Raw genomic sequence first — 23,088 nt, 5'->3', positions numbered from 1 at the left:
TTTTCTTGGATGATGTGATGTAACTCTATTTGCATTACTCCTTAAAATACGATGGCAATCTTCCCGAATGTACTACCTTTTGCCAAGTATCGAAGGGCATCGAGAGATTGCTCGAAGGGGAACGTTCTATCGATGACCGGTCGCAGGGAGTGCAGCTCTATGGCACGATTCATACGTTCGAACATTTCCCGGCTGCCGACATTGATGGCTTGGAGTTTGGCTTTACGTAGAATCGCGGGGACGATGGCAAACCCCTCGACTTCGGAGCCCGACAAGAGACCGACGATACTGATCTGGCCGCCGACCTTCAAGGCTGTAATTGAACGATTAAGCGTGGAACCTCCGCCAAGATCGACGATGTGATCCGCTCCTCGACCATGGGTGTAGGCGAGGACAGCTTTATCCCAATCCGGATTTGTTCGATAGTTGATACCGAAGTCGGCTCCGAGTACCTTCGCGCGTTCCAGCTTTTCGTCACTGCTGGAAGTGACGATGACCTGAGCGCCTAGAAGTTTCGCGAATTGAAGTGCGAACAGGGACACGCCGCCAGTACCCTGAACAACGACCGTGTCTCCAGCCCTTACCCGTCCTTCCTCCGAAATCGCATGCCAAGCCGTGAGAGCAGCGCAAGCTAACGTTGCTGCCTCTATGTCAGTCAAATGTTCGGGCACTCGGACTAGTCCGTCTTCGGCAATCACCACATATTGGGCGAGCAGACCGTCGAGCGGACTGCCAAGCGTGGTTGTCCAGTTGTCTTGTGTAGGTTCGCCGCTCTTTCAACTCTGCGTAAATATGGGGCTGACGCGTTCACCAATTTTGAACTTATTGGTGTGATCCCCTAAGGCAACAACTTCTCCAACTCCATCGGATACCGGTATTAACGGGGCTGTACGATTTGGTTCATAGAATCCATTGATGATTCCGATATCGCGGGCGTTCAGAGAGACGGCCTTCATCCGAATTAGAACCTGGCCAGGGCCAGGGGATGGGATATCCCGTTCAACCTCGTGCACGTAATCGAGTCCAAAGCCACCTTGCAGTACGTATGCTTTCATTTATAACACGCTCCTTCATTTGATATAGACACAGTATAGTTCGCATACTAATATGAAGTAAGACGGCACTTTAAAGTAGCATACGAACGAAAAGGTGCGTACGAAGAGAGGAGCAGCTGGCTATGGGGGAAAAGCCGGATATATCTCTTGAGGCATGCAGCTATAGTCATGTTCTCGATGTGATATCGAACAAGTGGACCGCGCTTGTTATCTATGCGATGGAGGATGGCACCATTCGCTACGGAGAGATCAAGAAGCGCATTGAGGGCATCTCGCAGAAAATGCTAACTCAAACCTTAAAGCAATTGGAGCGCGATGGCATCGTCAGACGAAAGCTTACGCCTGCGATTCCACCAATAACTGAATATTCACTAACCTCATTGGGGGAGTCTCTTATTCCCATCATGAAAATGCTGAAGGAATGGGCTTCCGTTCATTACGACAATGTACTGAAGTCAAGAGAAGTATACGAAAGTCAGCCCGTACTGTTGGTGGAATAGAAAATAATCGATCATTAACACCTAAACAAAAGAGCTTCTTCGTAGTAGTAACGAAGAAGCTCTTATTTGTCTGGGCTCTTGTAGTATTAATTAAAAACTCTTCATATGGGTGAGTCACTAGCAAATATAAAGAGTTAAATAGATTAGATGGGAGTGATTGAGAGAAGCAGTCATTGGTGCCACTAACCGTCCGGTGCGGCGTACTTGCTTACGTCCGGATCGAATATTGCTCCAATGGATGAGTCTAGCTCTACGTGAGTACTGCCACGATCATCGGTCAGAACGAGCATGCGCGAGCCGACGAGGGGGACGCGGTCGGCGCTGGTACGCATATGTGCTGAAATGATACGTAGAGTACCATCAACGAAGTAACTTACCTCTATTGTAAAAATCGGGAGATTGAAGAGCCATTGGTTTGATAAGTTCAGGACTGTCAGAGTTCCGGAGAATGGGAATCCCTCTAAGCGTAGACGCTCAATGTCTGCCTGAAGCCGCTTAGCGTGGGAGATTGAGCTGGGTAAACGCAGGAGCGTGATGGCACCCCAAAGAGCGAAGATAGCTCCGACGACTGCGCCAAGCTCTAGTGGGATCGTCGGTGATGTCGCTAGGGCTTCGAGGTTGAAGGGGCGCGATGGATTTCTTATTAACGTCCAGAGTAGGAGAACTCCCGCGGTTATAGTGAGTCCGCCTGCGATTGCTAGCGCCGCGAACAGACCGGCGACTCTGGATTGTCCGAACTGCTCATTGGCTCGCGAGTATAATCCGCCTGTAGCACTGATAGAGACAAACAACAGCACCACGGCAATGACCACCGTGACCGGATGGCCGAGGAACATGTTGATAGACGGTGTCGGAGCCAGGCCGAGTAGAGCACCGAACGGCACAGAACCTGTCAGCGCCCATAGTGCAACGGATGCGAGTAGCCATGGTAACAGCGGATCCGTGCGTCCTACGCGACGACCTGGCGGCAGCCCAGTCATCCGTCCGTTCTTATCCGTGGTTGAGAACAGCGGCAGCATCTCGATGTGTTCTTGCTGTCCCTTCGCAGCATTCCTCATCGGAGCGACCCTCCCAAGGAGGGCTTCCCTACCTTGAACAGTAGAGAGGGAGTCCCCGAACAATATTTATCCATACTCACCCTCATCCCCATAAGTTATTAACCCATATTTTACCATATACATGATGTCCGCTGTAAATACCCCGAGAAAATATACATTTTTATGAGTTAGAAGGCGATACCTCGCTAAAAAAAGCCCGCATAGCAAAGTTTCATTGCTAAAGCGGGCGATAAGTCTTGCTAGTTATTTTAAATTTATGGGTTGTTGTTGGGTAACACAATGAATCATACCGCCATCCTTATAAAGCTCTCTTACATCGATTCCAATCACCTTACGATCAGGGTATAGTTTCTGGATGGCATCATTGGCTATTTTGTCATTAGGATCGTTATAATTCGGAACCAAAACCACGTTATTTCCAATGTAGTAGTTGATATATGAACCTCTATACCCCAATTTTTTTCCGTTATCGAGCACGACATTGTTACGGGTTATTGGTAAATTCACAATCTGGTAAGGTTTGCCTGAGGCATCCTTTGCGTTTAACAGTGTGTTAATGTCTTTATTTGTGACACCCCATTCTTCTAAATCCTCTTTATTCATCGTAATAAGCGTGGATTTATTATGGAACTTAGCGAAACCATCAATATGGAAATCGGTAATATCCAGACCTCGCACACCATCTAACCAAATAAAATTCGTAGCTCCAAGATTTTTTCCTATTACTTTCTCAATATCTGCTTCAGAGAGTTTAGGATTTCTATTCTTGTTCGTAACAGCGCTACGTGTCGATAAGAATGTACCATTGCCATCTAATTCAAATGCGCCGCCTTCAAGTACGACATCCGTTAAATTAATTCGTTCCATACCTAACTGTTTGCTTAGTTTGCTTGCAATGGCGGCATCTTTTTTATACGGCGTTTTCTTGCCCCATCCATTAAAGCCCCAGTCCATTAATTTAAGATTATTATCTTTATCGTATACAAAAATAGGGGCTGTATCTCTAGCCCATACATCATCCGTCGGCACAATATAAAAGTCGATTTTGTCCATATTTACACCCTCGTCATATAGAAGATCATAAATATAGTCTTTTTCGGCTTTATTGTATGCGATAATATGGACATTCTCTCCAACACTTAGGGCACTTGCCATCTGGGTCCAAATGGATTCAAGATTTTCTTTATGACCATACCCATAGGTGTAATTATGTGGCCATTGCAGCCAAGTCCCTTCATGTTTGCTACTCTCATCAGGCATGGTGTATCCTGCATTTTGTGTGATCATGTTCTGTCCCTCTGACGCTTTACCCTCTGTGCACCCCAGTAAGATTCCAGCCGATAATAAAGCCGCCGTGCACGATGTAATCACCTTATTCATATCCAATTCTCCTTAGTGTTAGTTGATCTCTCATGAAGTAGAATAAGCTTTGACATCGTGTTAAGGTCAAGCGATTATGCTCAAATTTTTTTAGTGATAGGAAAACAGATTTGTGTCACATACTCATCCTCGGGACAATCACTTTCGGATCCTTTCAAGTAGGTTTCATAAGGTGCTCCACTCCATTCATATCCATTGATATCTATCCATTCTTCAAGCGCCATATGCGCGTATCCGATATAGTCATAACTTCCGATGTGCAAGGTTGTAGCTATGAATTGTTCGGGGAGTATTTTAATTTGCCAGTGAGTCGAAACATCTTCATCTTTTCGATATACAACTGGGATCATCAATTCAATATCACTGTTATCAGGGTTAAATTCTTCATCAAAAAATGTAGCGGACATCACACTAGTTAAGTGAATGTTACTCTTCTCAGCTTTTTCGTATATAGAGTCAATATGTTCGTCCATGTGATCCAGATTCATCTTCATTCTTTGACTCAGGACACATGTCTCTTTTCGCATGCCGAGCAGGATATCATAAGACCTTCTATCTACAGATGCGAAAACATTCTTATCTTCAATCAATTCTTGCATTTCAAAAATAATTTGTTTATAACTATTGACCTCATTGGATAATTCAGCAATTTTTGAATGAATCAAATGGGATATGGATTCCTTGTCCGATGTTTGAAGGATCACGCTAATTTCCTGAAGTGAGAATTTATATTCTTTCAATTTCTTGATCTGTATGGCGGTTTCTAATTGATCCCTCCCATAATATCTATACCCGTTCGTTGTATCTACATGTAAGGGTTTTAAGAGGTTTTCCTTATCGTAGTGTCGTAGCATGCGTGCACTCATTTTGCATAGCTGTGAAAATCTACTGATTGTGTACATAGCTTTCGCTTCCTTCGTATGGTATTTCACTATCATATTATGAGATTGAATCTTGGTATTTGTCGATATATAGGGTCCCGTCTAATTGAATTTCTGCGTAAAATACTTGATCCAAAGAATGAATACCGGCTTTCTTTAATTGTTGGTTGAGCCAGACAGCGGAGACATCTATTTTAATTAAATTCTTCTCTACGATTTTACCATCAACGACAAGCTCAGTTGGGATTCTGTGAACAGGTGTAACAGATGCGTGTATATCTTTTTTTGTTGCAGGTAGTAGTTCTTCTTTTTTGAGTACACTGAGCTGACCGTCAGGTTCCAGAATTGCAAATTCGACATCTTCAGGTGAGAAAACATCCTTGTTGCGAAGCAGCATGCTTAAATCGTCGATGTTAAGGTGCTGCTTGGCTAGCGCACTTTCAAGTATCTTTCCCTGCTTGATAAGAATCGTAGGTTGGCCGTCAAGAATCTCACGTGTTCTAACGGAGCGTAGTCCGGTCAATGCGATGATGAACGCCATGAACGACCATAGAACCAAGCTAGATATTCCTTGTAGTAGCGTGATGTGATTGTTGACGATAATCTCGGCAGTGGTGGAACCGAAGGTGATCCCTGTTACATAATTGAAAAACGTTAGATGTCCGACTTGTTTTTTGCCGAGCAGACGCGTCAAAATGAGCAGAGTCACGAAGGAAATTGCTGTGCGAAATAAAATTTCTCCATACGTCATGTGCCAAGCTCCTTGCCTAACAGATAGTGTTAAGTTAGCCTTCATTTCCATCGACTATTCAGTCGCTGATAAATGGCACGTTTGAGTGCTTGATAAAATTTTCTAAAAATTAGGCAAATTCTGTTGACTCCATTATTTCCCTTGTGGTAAATTGTGTATGCACAACATGCACAATTTGATGAGGAGGTACGGTATGCTGGCATTAGATATCCGAAACTTAAATAAGAAATACCCTAATTTTCAGTTGAAAGACGTATCATTTCAACTGGAGAAGGGTTATATTATGGGCTTTATTGGTGCCAATGGAGCAGGGAAAACAACCACGATCAGATCCATCTTAAGAATGATTCATATCGATAGCGGTGAGGTATGTATTCTGGGTAAGAACATCGCCGAACACGAAATCGAATTGAAACAAGAAATCGGCTACGCATTCGGTGGTGTCGACTTTTATACGCGCAACAAGATGAAGACGTTGACCGATGTCATTAAGAAGTTCTACGCGAATTGGAATGACGAGACCTATCGTAACTATCTTAAACGTTTCAAATTGGATGAAAACAAAAAAATCGCCGAAATGTCTACAGGTATGAAAGTAAAGTACAGCTTGGCCCTTGCTCTGTCCCACGGCGCGAAGGTGCTTATCCTGGATGAACCGACAAGCGGGCTTGATCCGGTCGCTAGAGACGATCTATTAGATATTTTTCAAGAGCTAGTCCTTGATGGTGAGATCAGCATTCTTTTCTCTACGCACATTACATCGGACTTGGAGAAAGTTGCTGATTATATTACCTTCATCGAGAACGGGCAGATCGTCGCCAGCTCTGAGAAACATGATTTTATGGAGTCCTATCGATTACTTAGTGGCAGCCAGAGCCAGTTAGATCTTGTGAAGGAACAGATGATTTCCTACAAAATCAATTCATTTGGTTTTACAGGATTGATCCATAGCAAAGATTTTGATTCATTCTCGAATATCAAAGCTACCACGCCGAGTCTTGAGGAGATTATGATATATTTTGCGAAAAAGGAGGATATGCATGTATAACTTGGTAATGAAGGATTTGAGACTAGGAATAAACCCTTGGTTCTTGTTATTTCCGTTCGTAATAAGCGCCTTAATGCTTGTTCCGAGTTGGCTTTATTTTCTCGTCCCTCTGTATTTTTGCTGGATCACGATACCGAATATTTTTGGTGGATTCAAAACGCAGAACGATTTAATGTTCACCACGATGATGCCTGTAACCAAAAAAGATATCGTAAAAGCAAGGGTGACTGTGATTGTCATTTTGGAATTATTGCATCTTGTCACTGCACTGATCTATGGGCTGATTACGCTTCGTTTATATCCGTATCTAACTTACTATTTCTTCTCACCGCATTTAGGTTTTTGGGGACTGTGCTTCGTCATGCTCGCGATCTTCAACATCATATTTATATCCATGTATTACAAGACAGCGTATAAGTATGGTGGGGCAACGGCTGCATCGATTGTGGGCGCAATGATTTTTGCCGGAGTAGCCCAATGGGTTGGCATCCAGAGCCCATGGGTGTACGATATCTTCAATGGTTCTGGTGCTAACAATACAGCACTTCAACTATCCATTCTGATCGTAGGCATTGTGGTATTCATCGCATTCACCATGCTTGCCTACCGGATTGCGGTGAGACGATTCTTAAAAGTGGAGATATTATGAAATTATGAATGTATCAATCTCGAATGCATCTGAAAAACCAATTTATCAGCAGCTTGTCGAACAAATCAGCGCCCAGATTCTAAAAGGCGAGTTGGAAAGCGGCTATTGTTTACCACCTATTCGTCAGGCTGCTCTGGAGCTTGGGGTGAGTGTCATTACTGTCAAGAAAGCTTGGGAAGAGCTCGAACGAAGCGGATTGATCAATACGGTAACAGGCAAAGGATGTTTTGTAGCCGAATTCTCGTCAGATAAGATCCTGCAAATACGCAACGAAATGATCCTAAAGCAAATGGAAAACGATACATCCTACTACAAATCGTTTGGCCTTACGATGGATGAAGTGATGGAGCTGTTGAAAAAGATTTATTAACAAAGAAGCAGAGTAGTAACCTCTTCTTGTTTGGCATGATCAAGCTAATTAGCAATGAAATGTTACTTCACTTACATCCATAAGGCCCTCTTCGACCGAAAACTCACGAACAATCGCTGTAGGTATCTTTTTAAATCCAACTAAAGGCTGGTGATCGGCTAAATTGATTTGAACTTCTTTGAATCATTAGCTCGTCAGCTGTCTGACGGATGATCTGGATGCCATCCTCAATCTCTTGTTCATTCGTGCGAATAATACTGAGGCGCAAGCTGTTTGTGCTTTCCACACTAGGAAGGTAATAATTCATTGTAGGGAAGACATGCACGTTCTTCTGACGAAGGGTCGCGGTTAACTCCTCTGCAGCCAGATGATGGGGGAGCTCAAGTTGGGCAAATATCCCCCCAGCTGACTTACTTAGACGGAAGCCCTCGTTCAAATATCGGGCACATGCTTCTTGTAAAACCTTCATTCGAATTCCATAGCGTTCTCTCACCATGGCGGCATGGCGCCCAAATAAACCACTACTTAGATGAATCTCTAAAGCGGCTTGTGAAAGGGCGGTTGTGCTTAAATCGCTCGACGACTTATACATTCGGAACAATGTGATTAAGGCTGCGGGGAGTACAGCTGCACCGATTCGCAGGCCGGGTAGCATGATTTTGGAAAAACTTCGGATATAGATAACGCGACCCGAATAATCGTAGCTGCAGATTGGATCAGCTTTACTGTCTGTTTCTAAATCCGCGAGATAGTCGTCTTCTACAATATACACATCATATTTGTCCGCAAGTGCCGCGATTGCTTCTTTCTCACGACGTGACAAGCTGGTTCCGAGTGGATTGTGGTAACGAGGGACTGTATAAAAAAACTTGATAGAGTTATTCCGGAAATGTCGTTCTAGTTCCTCAAGATCAATACCTGATTCCGTTCGGGTAATTCCTAATGTAGTTACGCCTAGGAGGCTCAATAATTTGAGCATTCCAGCATAACACGGTTGTTCGACCAAAATGACAGATTTCCCATTCGGGAATGGCATAAGGGTAAGCAAGTGAAGCGCTTGATGAGCGCCAGAGACAATGCAAATCCGTTCAGGTCCAGCAAAAACTTGAGAGGCTGTTAGGTGCTGGGATATAGACTGGCGTAGAGATAGGAATCCAAGCGGATCGCTGTATGTAAAAAGATGATCTCCGTATAGCTGTACCGCCCGATTCAATCCATGTTGGATTTCTTCATAGGGGATGATACCAGGATCGGGAGCAGCCGCGGTAAAATCAATCTGCCCGTCCGGTTGATTCTCAGACTTGGAGGAACGAACAATGACGTAGTGGCCACTCTTCGGTACGGAATAAATAAGATGTTCTTTTTCCAATTCATCAATAGCTCGAATTATTGTGTTTTTACTGCACTTCCACTCTAGACTAAGTTCTCGAATGGACGGTAATTTACCCCCTGGTCGGATTACTCCACTGTTAATCTGTTGTTTCAGACTCTCTTTTACATTCTCAAATTTCATGACCGTTCCACTCCGATCTGTATGGGTATAGTCTATAATTAATTGAATATTCACATATAACTGTAACCATTATACTAAACATATTACGTAACGTGAACTATGGGAGGTATACAGATGGAGTGGATTCATGACTATTTGCCTTACAGAATGAGTGACAATGTGGAAGAGCTGCAGCAGGATGTGACACTTGCATTATTGAAGAGTACGTACTGGGCTGCAGAACGGTCGGAAGAAACGATCATGAATAGCTGGAAAGAATCGCTTTGTATCGGATTGTTTAGTGCAGAAGGGGTTCAAGTAGGCTTTATGCGGGTTGTAACGGATGGAGCAACCTTTTCGTGGCTATGTGACGTGATCGTCGACCCTGAGCATCGTGGAAAAGGACTTAGCAAATGGATGATGGCTGTATTGGTTGATCATCCTCGCATTTGCCATACTTCTATTTATCTCGGTACACGTGATGCGCATGGGCTCTATGAACAGTATGGCTTCCTACGACGGGAAATGATGGTTCGAAGTACAGCTCGATACTTGAATAGACACTAACCTTTATGTAAGTACCTGTAATAAAAGTGCGTACTTATTTATTTGTAGAAGGTGTTCTATACTCTAGGAGTAAATCATTCCTAGGGAGGTCAACACTTTGAAAACTCTTATAATCGTCTCGCACCCAAACATAGAAACATCGGCTATTAATAAGCGATGGGTAGAACAACTTAAAAAATACCCTGAAAAGTATACCGTACACGAACTATATAAGGTTTATCCAGACGGAAACATTGATATGGAGAAAGAACAGCAACTAATTGAAGCTCATGATAACCTTATTTTGCAATTCCCCATGTATTGGTTTAGTTCACCACCTATGCTAAAAAAATGGTTAGACGATGTTTTCACTTATGGTTGGGCATATGGCTCAAAAGGTGATAAATTAAAGAACCGTAAAGTGGGTTTAGCGCTATCTGTCGGAATTAATAAAGAAGATTACAGTGAAGAGGGAAGATATCGCTATACACTTGGGCATTTGCTATCTCCTTTTGAAACTACCTTCTTATATTGCAAAGCCGACTATCGTTCGTTCTATGCGTTATATGGTACAGAACATGAGCTGCCTACAAGCATACTCGAGCAAAGCGATCAAGATTACTTGAATTTTATTGATAATCTATAAGAAGCGGCTTATACGCTTAATCCGCTGTTGAACTGTTTTTTTCTCCCCAATCGCACATCATATTTAACAAAGGAATGAGAGATAGACCACGTTCAGATAATGAATACTCAACTTTTGGGGGGACTTGAGGAAATTCTTTGCGTATGATAAGGCCATCAGCCTCTAGTTCTTTTAACATGATGCTAAGTGTTTTAAAAGAAATGGTGCCGATACTTCGTTTCAGCTCATTGTGCCGCATCACCTTTTTTTCAGAGAGCCAATACAAAATGATCATTTTAAATTTGCCGCCTATTAAGGACAAGGTATAGCCAAAGCCAGTGCTTTTTAATTCCACGCCAGTCGGAACACAAGTTTCTTGCACAAGTTACACTCTCCTTTAGATACGTATAGGATATCAATGTGCGTACATTATATTCTACAGCGTTAATGTAAGGATATAAAGAAAGATCGGCTAATTTGTAAGGCATTATCTTAACGAAGCTCGTCTGCAAATCTTAGAGTGGTTACCTGATCCTCAAGCTCATTTTGGCGCGCAAGAGGGAGTTGACCTTGTTGAGGTTGGCGTATGCGTTAGTCAGATAACCACCAAGCTAAACATGACCCAATCGACAACATCGCAGTATCTATCTGTCTTGCAACAAGCCGGAGGTCGTCACAATTATTCATTTAGCGAGTTGCTACGACCGTTCCAGCAGACAGCTAATCTTACCGGAATGATCTATCGTCAGCCTTATGTAGTGAGTCAAATTTGCGAGGTTACCGATGAGCCGCTTGAACAGTATGCCAGCGAGTACGCTGACTATATAGAAAATCAACCTTTATTAGTCGGATCAAGAGGTTAAATGGAAAATGTAACAGGTGACAGATTAGGTTAAAAAAATTAACAGCACTTGAACGTTGATGGACCCGCTTGTCGAGGATTGCCGGCAGGTGGGTTTTTGGTGTGTAGTTTTATGGTTATAGTGCTCAAATTATTCAAATCTGGTATAGGATTTGGAGGAAATATTTTCTTGAACGTAGAATAGAGAATGGAGTCGAATTATGTACATAAACATGGGACAGCATGAATCTTTAGTCATTGAAGGAGGCAGGTAATTGTGGCTATAGTTGAAGTCGTCAAGTTCGATGGTCCATCGGATTTGTTCGTCTGGAAATATCCAAATCAAGAATTAGGCACCTGGACGCAATTGATCGTAAATGAGACGCAGGAAGCGATACTGTTCAAGGGAGGGAAGGCGCTCGATCTATTCGGCCCTGGCCGACATACGCTCGATACAGCGAACATTCCTTTCGTTCAGGCACTTGTTAATTTACCGTTTGGTGGACGTTCTCCGTTTACGGCTGAAGTATGGTACATCAACAAGATTAATTCTTTGGACGTGAAGTGGGGAACGGCATCGCCGCTTCAATTGCAGGATCCGAAGTACCAGATTATACTTTCTATCCGCTCATTCGGGCAATTCGGGGTACAGATCGAGGATTCTCGCAAGTTTCTTCTTAAGTTGATTGGTACGATGCCAGTATTCGACAAAGATACGTTGGTGAAGTACTTCCGCAGTCTCCTAATGATGAACATTAACGAGTTGATAACGTCTTATTTGGTCTTAAAGAAAATCAGTATCTTAGAAATTAATGCTTATATTGCAGAGATCGCCAAACATATTGAGGAAAGAATTGGGCCAGTTTTTCGAGAGTACGGTATCAAGCTGCTCAATTTCTACATCGATTCGATCAATATGCCTGATGACGATCCAACTACGATCCGGCTTAAAGAAGCATTGGCTAAAAAAGCCGAAATGGACATTATCGGTTATACGTATCAGCAGCAACGAACGTTCGATACGCTTGAAGGAGCGGCAAAGAACGAAGGGTCTGGCAGTTCTAACGTAATGGGAGCGGGAATCGGACTCGGGATGGGATTTGGTGTTGGTGGTGCTGTTGGTGGTCAGATGGCGGGGTTGACGCAGGAGATGAACACATCAGCTGGTAAGCCGTGCTTGCAATGTCACACAATCAATCGAGAAGACTCGCGGTTCTGCAACAATTGCGGATATTCATATGTATCGGCGGCACCGATACCGGTTGCAGCCGCTAAGGCAACAGATTGTAGTGTTTGCGGAAAGTCTTTCCCAGCGAATGCCAAATTTTGCCCGCATTGCGGCGATGAGAATCGCCCATGTCCGAATTGCGGATCTGATAACTCAGCCGACTCCGAATCTTGTATCAAATGTGGATACAACATTGGAGTTAAGTTGTGTCCAAGTTGCAGTGACCCTCTGATTGCTGGCGCTAAGTTCTGCTCCAATTGCGGAGGGAGCGCGGTGTTGAAATGTAGCCAATGCCAGCATGAAGTGAAGCCAGGCCAAAAGTTCTGTCTGGAATGTGGCAACAAGCTTATCCCATAAGGAGGTTCAACATGAATAAATTTCGATTAAATGCGGGGATATGGACCTTTATATACGTATGCATGCTTGTGCTAACGATCGCGCTCTTATTCTTGATAGGATTACCATTCTCTCGTCCGGGTCATCTTTGGATTTCTTTAGGGGCGCTGGTGTTGGCTGAAACGGCAGTATATAGTACAGCGCTTTTCGGGATAGCTACGCAGAAGCGTGGCGGGAGCATTTCTATTGGTTTATCGGCGTTCGTAACGGTCTCGACGCTTTATTTAATTGCGGTGGCGGTCATAGTCATTTTATTTTCGTTGTTATTCGACATATCAGTTCTGTCTTATTCCCTTATTCATTTGATTGTGATTGCAATCGCTGGAATTGCTGTAGGCATGGCGTCTTTCGCCTTTCACAAGTCGGTTCAGGATGATAATGCCACATCTCAGACGCAATTTGTGCAATCCATGCTACATGTGTTGCGCGATTCTGTACGGCAATTGCAGGGTAAGGAAGAAGGGAAACAGCTTTTTCGCGAACTCGAACAGTTAGAAGAGAAAGTTCGGTTTAGCGATCCAGTATCCCATACGACGATGTTAGAGGTCGAACACCATCTGTTGGGAGAGATGGAGAAGTTGGCGGCAGATATTCGTGAATATATGAAACAGCCTATTCAAGAAGAGATTGACTCATTTGACCGCCGAATCCGCGATCTTTCGATTATACTGACGGATCGCAACGAGAAGTTACTTCAACGAAAATAGCAGAGCGGAGGATTGCTTGTGCATAAGCCAGTAAACGTTAGAATTCATGGATTGTTTGTATTGATCGGTCTCTTGCTTTTTCCAGTGGGAGTCGCTTTACTCATTATCCGATATGCCCTTCATGCGAAATATAATCATTTGAGGGAAAAGGACTACAGGCTGACGGGACACGTATTAATGACACTATTGGGATTATGTATGTTGTTGTTCCTGGCGTCGGGTGCGACCGGTGATGTATTTGTAGGTATTTTTATCCCGTTTTTTATTTTATTCGGAATACCAGCTATCTTTTTCTATGTCATTGCTTATTCCCGTAAGAAGAAGATAATTGCTCTGTACAAGGCATACTACTGGCTAATCATCGAGCAGGGGAATGGAACAATCGTTGCGCTGTCCCAGTCGACAGGTGTATCGGTCAAAAAAGTGCGTGAAGACATTCGATATATGATCGCAACTGGTCAGCTACCAAATGCGAGCTTAACGGACAGTGGAGATATTGTTCTACCTGGCAGAACGATGAAATCGGAAATGCAAATGAACGACTCAGCTACCGCGCAGACGTCTGCGGCTATGGAAGCTAGAATCGAAGGCACGTCCAAAAGTGTGTTCTGTTCCGGTTGTGGTGCTGCCGTAAAACTGCATCCGACCCAACCAAAGGAATGCCAATATTGTGGAACCGTCCTGAAAGATGAATGAGGGATGAAGAGAATTTCGTCGAGAGATATACCAAGTACTTTGATGCATTATTCTACATATTGTGTGATTAAAAAGTAAGTATGAATCTGTTTGATCAAGTATAAGAAGAAATAGTTTATATAAGCAAGACAACAAAAAGGAGCTATCTTGGAAGCTCCTTTTTTGTTTTTTGTTATTAGAACTGTTAAGGTGAAGCTAATAATAAGTAGGGCGAAAAATACTTATATAAAAGTAAATATAATCGTTACACAAGGATGATTACACATGAAAATTTTATTAGTCGAAGACGATAAGACGATTGCCACGGGGCTGGAATATTCGCTGCAGCAAGATGGTTATTCAACCGTTCTTTGCCATGATATTGCCTCAGCTAAAAAGGTGATTCTCGACGACATTGATCAAATCGCTTTATGTTTGTTCGATTTGCAGCTTCCGGATGGAAGTGGTTATGAATTGTGTAAGTTGGTGAAGGAGCGGCGAGATATTCCGGTCATTTTCTTAACGGTGATCGACGATGAGGTTAATGTCGTGATGGGGCTTGAAATGGGTGCTGACGATTATATTACGAAGCCATTTCGAGTTCGTGAGCTTCTCACTCGAATTAAGACTGTCTTGCGAAGATACCAGAAGTCGCCTCAGGCCCGAGCAATCATCGACATCGACAATGTTCGAATCAATACCCTTGAGGGTAAAGTATATAAAACCGGCACAGAGGTTGCACTGACCGCCTTAGAATATCGCTTATTGCTGATCTTTGGCAATCACATTGGACAGATCCTTTCAAGGAATCAGCTGTTAGAGCAGATCTGGGATGTGGCCGGCGATTTCGTGAACGATAATACATTAACGGTTTATATCAAAAGGCTGCGGGAAAAGCTGGAGGATGATCCGAGCAATCCAGTATTAATCAAAACGGTGCGTGGTTTAGGCTATAAGGTTGGTGATTAGATGCTTCGAAATCGAGAAGTTCAATTATTATTGCTCACTTTGGGATTGATAAGCTTAACGGCAATCATTGTCGCTGCTTTCATTTCGTCTATCACGGCATTGGTGGTTACGTTTCTATCTGCGCTGCTTATAGGTACAAGTATGTTCTTCACGAGATGGAGATACCGCGAGCTTGCGAAGCTGTCTGTCTATTTGCGGGAAATAATGAGCGGCAACGTCTCCCTTGACGTTCGGGATAATCAAGAAGGTGAGCTTAGCATTCTAAAAAATGAGATTTACAAAGTGACACTTATGCTATCCGAGCATCGGTCACTATTAGAGCGGGATAAAATCCAACTGACGGATGCCATCTCCGACATTTCACATCAGCTCAAAACACCACTAACCTCCATGACGATGATGGCAGATTTATTAAGTACCCCTGATCTGTCTCCGGCAAAAAGAACGGAGTTCACCCACCATATTCGCGTTCAGCTTGAACGCATCGATTGGCTTGTTTCTTCCTTGTTAAAGCTATCGAAAATGGACGCGAAAACCATCCCATTCAAGAAAGATCGTATATTGATGAAAAGCCTTGTCCAAAAAACACTAGAGCCGGTTATGATACCGATGGATGTTAAGGAGCAAACGATTACGATCGCGGGCGATGACGATGTCTCTTTTGTTGGCGATTTCAACTGGACTGCCGAGGCGGTCATCAATATTTTGAAAAACGGCGTGGAACACACGCATGAAGGCGGAGCACTTACGATCACATTTTCCGAAAATGCTCTATTTACTGAATTGATTATTTCTGACAATGGAAAAGGCATTCCGAAAGAAGATTTGCCTTATATATTTAAACGTTTTTACAAGGGAAAGAACGCAAGCGAAGGGAGCATTGGTATAGGTCTTGCGATGGCTCACAGCATTATTACCAGCCAAAATGGCGTGATCGATGTGACGAGCGACAGCGAGAAGGGGACACAGTTTCGGATTAAATTTTATAAGCAAGTCATTTAATAGCACTCCGTATGTGACTAATTGTTCACCTTCATCGTCACTTGAAAGTCATTATAGACAAGTAGAATGATATTCATCAGCTAAGCGATGGGGGGTAGGGCAATGGATGTTATTAAAGAACGAGGAAAGAAATTTACTAAACGACAAATTATATTACTTATATTCATAATCGGGTATTATTCCCTTTTAATTATAGCTACCACATTTGGTCGTTCATCTGAGAATACCTTTGCAAGGACAATTGATTTCGATGTACTAAGCACGTATCAACAAGCATGGAATCAATTTTCATTTCAATCTTTTTTTCATATCTTTGTTAATTTAGGTATGCTGTTTCCGTTAGGGATTTTATTACCTTTATTTAGTAAACTTTTTTTGAAAGTAAAATGGATGTTAATCAGTTCAATTACAACATCATTATGTATTGAAACTCTTCAATTGATAACACTTCGTGGAAGTGTGGAACTAGACGATTTACTTCATAACACGATAGGAATGATGTTAGGGTACTGTTTATTAAATATCGTTCTTATTTACATGAAAAAGAAAGAATCGCACACACAAATCGTCAAGTATTTAATTTTACCCACTACAGTAATCTTCGTTGCCGTTGGAATATTTATTTCATATCAAATGAAGGAATTTGGTAATATGCCATTTGATTCTTATGGAAAGACAGATATGTCTCGTGTCACGATCCAAACATCACTAGAGTTAAGTGATGAAGGTAGTAAAATGCCTATCTACGATCCCAAAGGTCAAAAAGTGAGAGACATCGATATTATTTCTCCAAAAGAAGCATTCGGAAAGCTGCAACAGGGTGATATTTACCCGATGGGACCTTTCGGAGCGGGTGAAGAATTTGAAGGCGAGACATTAGTCATTATTGAGAGTCATGTAGCGCACGCCACAGATACAAAGGGTTTTTCCCAACCTGTATACATTTTTCGCGTACAGCTAAAAGATAATGACGTCGTTCTTACAGCTCCACCTATTTCCGCAAGGAAATAAATTGAATTTTCACATATTATATTTCTGGAATTTGAGCAACGAGGAAAGGCAGGATGACAATGGAAATTTTAAGAATTGAGCATTTATCTAAAATATACGGCACAGGTGAATCAGCGGTAAAGGCGCTGGATGATGTTTCTTTTTCAGTACAAAAAGGTGAATTTGTCGCCATTATTGGTCCATCCGGGTCGGGAAAATCGACACTACTTCATATGCTAGGCGGTGTGGATCTGCCGACTGGCGGCAAGGTATTTGTGGAGGAAACGGACATGTATGCCTTGAACGAAACGCAGCTAGCTATCTTTAGACGCAGACAAATCGGGCTGATTTATCAATTTTTCAATCTGATCCCTGTTCTGACGGTGGAGGAGAATATTACACTGCCGCTCTTACTCGATAAGCAAAAGGTAGATCCACAGCAGCTGGGTAGTCTTGTTCAAACGTTAAATTTGCAGCAACGATTAAATCATTTGCCAAATCAGCTATCCGGTGGACAGCAACAACGGGTCTCGATTGGAAGGGCACTTATTGGCAATCCTGCGATTATGCTGGCTGACGAGCCGACAGGGAACCTAGACAGCAAGAATAGCAGCGAGATTATCGACTTACTAAAAATGTTAAATAAAACCTATAATCAGACGCTAATCGTGATTACACATGACGAACGAATCGCCTTGCAAGCCGACAGAATTATTTCGATTGAAGACGGGAGGATTGCCAAAGACGAGGTGATCCGGCGATGAATATTGTCAATACATTAACGATCCGGCATTTGAAGCAAAATAAAAGAAGAACGCTTGTAACGATCATCGGCGTCATCATTTCAGTTGCCATGGTGACCGCTGTCGCTACGCTTGTTTTTTCCTTTTCAGATTTAATGATTAGGCAAACGATTGCCGAGTCAGGAGAGTGGCATGTTCGATATCAAGATGTAACCAAAGAACAGATTGCGGCCATACGAGGCGATGACAAAACTCGAACCGTTGCGATCACAAGTGATCTTGGCCATGCCCGATTAGAAGGCGGACAAAACCCCAATAAGCCTTACTTGTTCGTTAAGGCATATGATGCACAAAGCTTCGAGCAATTTCCGATTGAATTGAGCAAAGGGCGCCTTCCGCAAACGGACAAGGAAGTCGTCATATCCGAAGACGTTGCAACGAATGGCAAAGTGAAATACGAAATCGGTGATCATCTAACCCTTCAAATCGGTGAACGATTCGAAAATGGGAATGATCGTCCCCTGGATCAGACCGAAATGCTGCGTAGGGATAACGGCACATTGACCGAAACATTGCTGCATATTAAGTCAAGGGATTATACGGTGGTAGGCTTTATAAAGCGTCCCATATGGGAGTCTGCTTGGGCGCCGGGTTATACGACCATTAGCTATGTCGATACAAATATCATCGGGGCTAACGATCGAGTCGATGCGTCAGTTGCCTTGAAGAGTGTTAATCCTTCCATGTTTGCTCATGCGGAAGATTTGGCTAAGAATAACCAGATTAAAACAGTTAAATTTAATAATGAACTGCTTCGTTATTACGGTTTGGCCAAAAGCAGAGCTTCGTTTAGCATGATGTACTCATTATCAGCAATCGTGATGGCGGTCATTATGATCGGCTCGGTTGCGCTTATCTATAATGCTTTTGCAATATCGGTCTCGGAACGTTCCCGCCATTTAGGGATGCTTGCGAGTGTGGGCGCTACGAAAAGTCAGAAGCGAAATTCAGTGCTTTTTGAAGGTGTCGTCATTGGCTTGATCAGCATTCCCCTTGGCATCTTATGTGGTCTTGCTGGGATGGGAATTACCTTTTGGTTCATGAACTCCATGATTCAAGGGGCATTATGGACCAATGAACCGTTGAGGCTTATCGTCACACCGTTATCGCTCTTAATTGTCTGTATTGTCTCGATGCTAACGATCTTTATTTCGACGTATCTCCCGGCGATCAAGGCATCCAAGGTATCCGCTATGGATGCGATTCGCCAAACAACCGATGTAAAGCTTACGGTCAATGCCGTGAAAACGTCGAAGTTCATTCGTAGGCTCTTCGGCATCGAAGCGGAAATCGGATTGAAGAACTTAAAACGGAACAAGCGGAGATATCATGCCATTGTATTTTCACTTGTCATCAGCATCGTTCTGTTCCTAACGGTATCATTCTTTACCACCGGTATGCAGCAATCCCTGAAACTGTCCCAGGAAGGCGTCAATTTCGATATTGAAGTCATGTACGGCAATGGTAAGAGACTCGACGATCGGTTGATTCAATCGATTGCATCACTGGACGGCGTAACGGAATTCAACGTGATTCAATCGTTATATAAGAATGCTTGGGTCGATGAAGCGATCATTGCCGATGAGTTGAAAGAGAAGGTTAAGGAGGATAAGAAGCTACTTCAAGCGGGGAAATATCCTTACGACATTATAATTCATGCACTCAATGATTCGAGTCTGCGAACCTATGCCAGTGCGGTCGGCGCAGATTATGAACAGCTGAAAGATCCGGATCATCCTGCCGCGATTGTGATGGATACGATTCGCTACAAAGATATGGACACGGAAAAATACGTTCAGACGAAGGCCATCTATACGAATGTCGGAGAGCATATCGCGTTAACGAACTTCCATGAAGAAAATGGGAAGGAAACAAAGGCAAGCGAAGTGACTGTTGCTGCGCTCACGGATCAAATTCCGATGGGAATGAATTTGATAGGCGTGGGTGGGCTAAATATGATCGTGTCGGAGCGCGCCTTGAATCGACTGGCAGGTGACGAGGATCTAGTTAACATTCAGATGTTCCTCCATTTGAAAAGCACGGATCCGATGAGAACGCAGCAGGAAATCGAAGAGATGAATGAGAACAATCTGAATGTCTACAATGTATATCAATCTAGAAAAAGTGAAGAACAGCTGATTCTATTGATGTCCGTCTTCTCGTATGGATTTATCGTATTAATCTCTGCGATTTCCATTGCGAACATCTTTAACACGATCTCGACGGGCGTAGCTCTTCGCAAACGAGAATTTGCGATGCTGAAATCCGTCGGCATGACACCTAAGAGCTTTGCGAAAATGATGAACTACGAAAGTATGTTTTATGGGGTCAAGTCGCTAGTGTTCGGGCTTCCTATTAGTATCATTGTGATGTATCTGATCTATAGAGCATTTTCGAACAAGTTCAGTTACGGGTTCACCCTCCCTTGGATGAGCATTCTGTCTGTTATTATCGTCGTGTTTATCATAGTCGGGTCTGCCATGCTATATTCCGGCGCGAAAGTAAAAAAGGAAAACATAATTGACGCATTAAAGCAGGAGAATGCATAACGGTAACCAGCCCCAACTTGTAGATGCAAGCAATGATAGTATCTACTGCCATTAGAATAAATTTATAGGGAGGGGCTCGTGTCTTGGGGATCGATGAAATCTATATTAACCTACGTCTATTATTGCTGCCGGTCATCGTGATTATTGGGATAGAATTTGTTCTTATTGGGCTATATTACTTTCTTTATTATAGAAATCTACAATCAGAGGGAAAGCCATGGATTCAAATGAAAAAGCTTTTTCTTGGCGCGTTGTTCATCGGATATGTTGTCTTTGTACTTGAGCTAACCATGATCGGTCGTGGTCATTCCTATTTCTTGCAAATGAATCTCGATCCATTCAGCAGTTATATGGAAGCATGGAATAAGTATTCCTTGCGTGATCTTCAGAACTGTATTTTTAATATCATCATGTTTATCCCAATGGGAATTATGCTGCCTTTAATCAACCGGAAGTTTGAAGTATTCAAATGGCTTCTTCTTGTCGTTGTAAGCTCTACGCTATTTATTGAAACCTATCAGACGCTTACAGGCGCAGGGCTGTTTGAGCTTGATGATATCATTAATAACACGCTTGGTGGCATTATGGGATACCAGTTATACAGATTGGTAGCTTCCATTGTTCATAACAAAAAAGTCAGAATGAAAAGTCTACTGGGCAACCTAGCGATACCTCTAGTAATGGGTCTGTCTCTTATTGGTATAAATATAGTGTATGCCCAGCAGGAGTTCGGTAATCTGGCCATAAACTCGTTTACCAAATGGAATATGAGAGATGTTCATTTGACATCATCCCTACAGCTAAGCTCAGCACCTGCTGTCGCTCCTGTATATAAGAGAATCATTAAACGAGATGGAGTCAAAGCCTTGCTGCAGCAGAAATTAGGATTAACTGAGTTGAATATGAAAGATGATAGCGGTGATGGTGAGGTTCTATTAAAAGACAAATCGGGAATGGAGTATACATTCTTTCAATCCAACGAGGGAGGCTGGTTGTTAGCCGAGAACAATTATACACCAGAGCGAACGTCATTTGCTGACAAAGAACAGATGTTGCTTAAGGCCAAAACCATTATGGCCGATCTAGGCATACTCCCTCAAAACGTTGATTTTACAGAATTGGAGGGCGGAGAATTTCAATGGTCCCCCCAAAATAAAGTAGAGCTCAACGAAAATTATTGGACTGGCGAACTGTCCCTCGGTCTTAAACAAGATGGCAGTATATATTTGATAAATAATATGCTCCATGAGAGTCAATTTGTAAAGAAAGTGGATATACTGTCTCCTGCAGAGGTATATGAGCGTATAAAGAATGGTCAATTTCCTCAACTAGTAAGAAATGCAATATTAAAGCCTGATCAACTCGTTATTAAAAAAGGTGACCAACTTGAACTAACAGGAATTGAGCTTTCGTTTATATATGACACGAAGAACTTCTATCAGCCTATATACAGAGTATCCGGTGTATTTAATGGGGATTCGAACTGGTTCACATTAATTCAGGCAAGAAGAAGCTAATACGTGTTAAACGTATTTTCACAATAACGTAACATCAGGGAGTAGACGGCTGCGGTAGCTGCTCTCTGTTTTTTTGCGCTATGCCAGAATAAATCTAATTTTGATTGAATTACTTTGGTGAACAAAATTAAGTAGTTACATATACGACAACGGGGTAGCCACTAAGGCACACCCCTTTTTATTTGGATTCATCCTATGATAAGTGTGTTACTAATTTTCTTTCTTCCCTTTTCTATAGGTATCAGCACTCATATTGTATCTATTCCTAAATGATCGTTCAAAACTACTTAAACTACCATAACCCGATTCAAATGCAATCTTCGTAATATCATCGGTACTCGTGAGAAGTAAATGCTCCGCCCGACGAAGCCTCATTTCACGAATATATTGCCAGGGAGTGACTCCCAAAACTCCAGTAAATGAACGGATCAACTTCGTTTTGCCCATCCCTGAAATTTCACATAAGTTGTCGAGACAAAGCTCATTTGTGTATTCCGTTTGTATGTATTTCACAACTTGCTTTAATTCTGGAGAAATTAATTTCGGCTTTTTACGAATCCATTTGTCAGAATGGCTTCCTGGGTAATCATTAAATAGTTGATGAACGATCTGTAGTTCCAGGTACTCCATTTCGGTGAGAGTTACGGGACAAAGTGAATCTGCCATTCTTAAATACAGGTTTTCCGCAAATTTTATCAGTCTATCGAAAATACCTGTGTTCCAGTTGGCGAAATGCACTTGATCAGTAAAATTTACTGTTTCTTCTAGTACCTTGCTTAAGAATTTTTCTTCTATAGTTATAAGCAAGAATCGGGCTGACTCATCTCCTGCAAAATTTTGGTGTTGATCAGAAGGTGGGGTTATGAAGGTGTCTTTAGGAATCAATCTATTATTTCGATTATTTAGGTTCAGAATTGGGGTTCCAAAGATTGGGATACTCACCTGGTAGCAATCACCATGGCCGTGATATTCATCAGCATGGTGAGCTTCCAAGTGATAATATCCTACTTTGCTATTAGGCAACCATATTTTTGATAAATACAATTTATATCCCCC

Annotated in this window: 24 protein-coding genes and 1 pseudogene; 16 read left to right on the top strand and 9 right to left on the bottom strand. The window is 42.6% G+C overall.

The window, feature by feature from the left end:
• Nucleotides 1–41 precede the first annotated feature (41 nt).
• Nucleotides 42–659 (bottom strand): zinc-dependent alcohol dehydrogenase family protein, encoded by a 618-nt coding sequence (locus NV379_RS09855; RefSeq protein ID WP_258207115.1) that lies wholly within the window; start codon nt 657–659, stop codon nt 42–44.
• A 117-nt stretch (nt 660–776) separates the two neighbouring features.
• Entirely contained in the window at nt 777–1,055 is a 279-nt protein-coding gene (locus tag NV379_RS09850; protein ID WP_258207114.1) for an alcohol dehydrogenase catalytic domain-containing protein, read from the bottom strand.
• Nucleotides 1,056–1,177: 122 nt separating this feature from the next.
• Between NV379_RS09850 and NV379_RS09845 the strand changes: the two genes are divergently transcribed.
• Nucleotides 1,178–1,555, top strand: coding sequence for a winged helix-turn-helix transcriptional regulator (locus NV379_RS09845; protein WP_258207113.1), 378 nt, complete (start codon nt 1,178–1,180; stop codon nt 1,553–1,555).
• Nucleotides 1,556–1,737: 182 nt separating this feature from the next.
• Here NV379_RS09845 and NV379_RS09840 read toward each other — a convergent pair whose 3' ends face one another.
• The 4 genes from NV379_RS09840 to NV379_RS09825 all read right to left on the bottom strand — a co-directional run bounded on the left by NV379_RS09840 (nt 1,738) and on the right by NV379_RS09825 (nt 5,625).
• A complete protein-coding gene (locus NV379_RS09840; protein WP_258207112.1) occupies nt 1,738–2,613 on the bottom strand; it encodes a hypothetical protein in 876 nt (291 codons plus the stop codon).
• 243 nt (nt 2,614–2,856) lie between these two features.
• The gene (locus NV379_RS09835) at nt 2,857–3,993 is read right to left on the bottom strand and encodes an agmatine deiminase family protein (protein ID WP_258207111.1); all 1,137 of its coding nucleotides are present in this window, start codon (nt 3,991–3,993) and stop codon (nt 2,857–2,859) included.
• An 80-nt stretch (nt 3,994–4,073) separates the two neighbouring features.
• Nucleotides 4,074–4,895: a MerR family transcriptional regulator gene (locus NV379_RS09830; protein ID WP_258207110.1), complete on the bottom strand. Its 822-nt coding sequence runs from the start codon at nt 4,893–4,895 to the stop codon at nt 4,074–4,076.
• Between the two features lie 37 nt (nt 4,896–4,932).
• Nucleotides 4,933–5,625: a YetF domain-containing protein gene (locus NV379_RS09825; RefSeq protein ID WP_258207109.1), complete on the bottom strand. Its 693-nt coding sequence runs from the start codon at nt 5,623–5,625 to the stop codon at nt 4,933–4,935.
• 193 nt (nt 5,626–5,818) lie between these two features.
• On the opposite strand from NV379_RS09825, the gene NV379_RS09820 reads away from it, so the two are divergent.
• Genes NV379_RS09820 through NV379_RS09810 form a run of 3 tightly spaced genes read left to right on the top strand, consistent with a single transcriptional unit; the run spans nt 5,819 to nt 7,692 of the window.
• Nucleotides 5,819–6,673 (top strand): ABC transporter ATP-binding protein, encoded by an 855-nt coding sequence (locus NV379_RS09820; protein WP_258207108.1) that lies wholly within the window; start codon nt 5,819–5,821, stop codon nt 6,671–6,673.
• Nucleotides 6,666–7,322 (top strand): ABC-2 transporter permease, encoded by a 657-nt coding sequence (locus NV379_RS09815; protein ID WP_258207107.1) that lies wholly within the window; start codon nt 6,666–6,668, stop codon nt 7,320–7,322. Before NV379_RS09820 ends, NV379_RS09815 begins: the two co-directional genes overlap by 8 nt.
• Before the next feature lie 4 nt (nt 7,323–7,326).
• Complete coding sequence (locus NV379_RS09810; protein ID WP_258207106.1) at nt 7,327–7,692, top strand: GntR family transcriptional regulator; 366 nt, start codon at nt 7,327–7,329, stop codon at nt 7,690–7,692.
• 130 nt (nt 7,693–7,822) lie between these two features.
• Here the strand turns inward: NV379_RS09810 and NV379_RS09805 are convergent, their stop codons facing one another.
• Nucleotides 7,823–9,205: an aminotransferase-like domain-containing protein gene (locus tag NV379_RS09805; protein WP_258207105.1), complete on the bottom strand. Its 1,383-nt coding sequence runs from the start codon at nt 9,203–9,205 to the stop codon at nt 7,823–7,825.
• Nucleotides 9,206–9,319: 114 nt separating this feature from the next.
• Between NV379_RS09805 and NV379_RS09800 the strand changes: the two genes are divergently transcribed.
• Nucleotides 9,320–9,751: a GNAT family N-acetyltransferase gene (locus NV379_RS09800; protein ID WP_258207104.1), complete on the top strand. Its 432-nt coding sequence runs from the start codon at nt 9,320–9,322 to the stop codon at nt 9,749–9,751.
• A 97-nt stretch (nt 9,752–9,848) separates the two neighbouring features.
• Nucleotides 9,849–10,376, top strand: a complete 528-nt coding sequence (locus NV379_RS09795; RefSeq protein ID WP_258207103.1) for an NAD(P)H-dependent oxidoreductase — start codon at nt 9,849–9,851, stop codon at nt 10,374–10,376.
• 16 nt (nt 10,377–10,392) lie between these two features.
• Here the strand turns inward: NV379_RS09795 and NV379_RS09790 are convergent, their stop codons facing one another.
• A complete protein-coding gene (locus tag NV379_RS09790) occupies nt 10,393–10,737 on the bottom strand; it encodes a winged helix-turn-helix transcriptional regulator (protein WP_258207102.1) in 345 nt (114 codons plus the stop codon).
• 124 nt (nt 10,738–10,861) lie between these two features.
• Here NV379_RS09790 and NV379_RS09785 point away from each other — a divergent pair.
• The 10 genes and pseudogenes from NV379_RS09785 to NV379_RS09740 all read left to right on the top strand — a co-directional run.
• Nucleotides 10,862–11,023 (top strand): annotated as a pseudogene (locus NV379_RS09785) (ArsR/SmtB family transcription factor); the annotation flags it as partial.
• Between the two features lie 450 nt (nt 11,024–11,473).
• Nucleotides 11,474–12,781 (top strand): SPFH domain-containing protein, encoded by a 1,308-nt coding sequence (locus tag NV379_RS09780; protein WP_258207101.1) that lies wholly within the window; start codon nt 11,474–11,476, stop codon nt 12,779–12,781.
• An 11-nt stretch (nt 12,782–12,792) separates the two neighbouring features.
• Nucleotides 12,793–13,527, top strand: coding sequence for a hypothetical protein (locus NV379_RS09775; protein ID WP_258207100.1), 735 nt, complete (start codon nt 12,793–12,795; stop codon nt 13,525–13,527).
• 18 nt (nt 13,528–13,545) lie between these two features.
• Entirely contained in the window at nt 13,546–14,223 is a 678-nt protein-coding gene (locus tag NV379_RS09770; protein ID WP_258207099.1) for a hypothetical protein, read from the top strand.
• A 264-nt stretch (nt 14,224–14,487) separates the two neighbouring features.
• Nucleotides 14,488–15,171, top strand: a complete 684-nt coding sequence (locus tag NV379_RS09765; RefSeq protein ID WP_258207098.1) for a response regulator transcription factor — start codon at nt 14,488–14,490, stop codon at nt 15,169–15,171.
• On the top strand, nt 15,172–16,173 hold the full coding sequence (locus NV379_RS09760; RefSeq protein WP_258207097.1) for a sensor histidine kinase: 1,002 nt from the start codon (nt 15,172–15,174) through the stop codon (nt 16,171–16,173).
• A gap of 102 nt (nt 16,174–16,275) precedes the next feature.
• Nucleotides 16,276–17,184, top strand: a complete 909-nt coding sequence (locus NV379_RS09755; RefSeq protein ID WP_258207096.1) for a VanZ family protein — start codon at nt 16,276–16,278, stop codon at nt 17,182–17,184.
• A gap of 59 nt (nt 17,185–17,243) precedes the next feature.
• Entirely contained in the window at nt 17,244–17,927 is a 684-nt protein-coding gene (locus NV379_RS09750) for an ABC transporter ATP-binding protein (protein ID WP_258207095.1), read from the top strand.
• Complete coding sequence (locus NV379_RS09745; protein WP_258207094.1) at nt 17,924–20,515, top strand: ABC transporter permease; 2,592 nt, start codon at nt 17,924–17,926, stop codon at nt 20,513–20,515. Before NV379_RS09750 ends, NV379_RS09745 begins: the two co-directional genes overlap by 4 nt.
• 83 nt (nt 20,516–20,598) lie before the next feature.
• The gene (locus tag NV379_RS09740; RefSeq protein WP_258207093.1) at nt 20,599–22,032 is read left to right on the top strand and encodes a VanZ family protein; all 1,434 of its coding nucleotides are present in this window, start codon (nt 20,599–20,601) and stop codon (nt 22,030–22,032) included.
• A gap of 210 nt (nt 22,033–22,242) precedes the next feature.
• Here NV379_RS09740 and NV379_RS09735 read toward each other — a convergent pair whose 3' ends face one another.
• On the bottom strand, nt 22,243–23,076 hold the full coding sequence (locus tag NV379_RS09735; RefSeq protein ID WP_258207092.1) for a helix-turn-helix domain-containing protein: 834 nt from the start codon (nt 23,074–23,076) through the stop codon (nt 22,243–22,245).
• Nucleotides 23,077–23,088: the final 12 nt, after the last annotated feature.

The sequence above is a fragment of the Paenibacillus radicibacter genome (assembly GCF_024721995.1).
In the GTDB taxonomy this organism is placed as follows: domain Bacteria; phylum Bacillota; class Bacilli; order Paenibacillales; family NBRC-103111; genus Paenibacillus_AM; species Paenibacillus_AM radicibacter.
The sequence above is the reverse complement of the archived record's forward strand: the minus strand, read 5'-3'. Positions and strand labels throughout refer to the sequence as shown.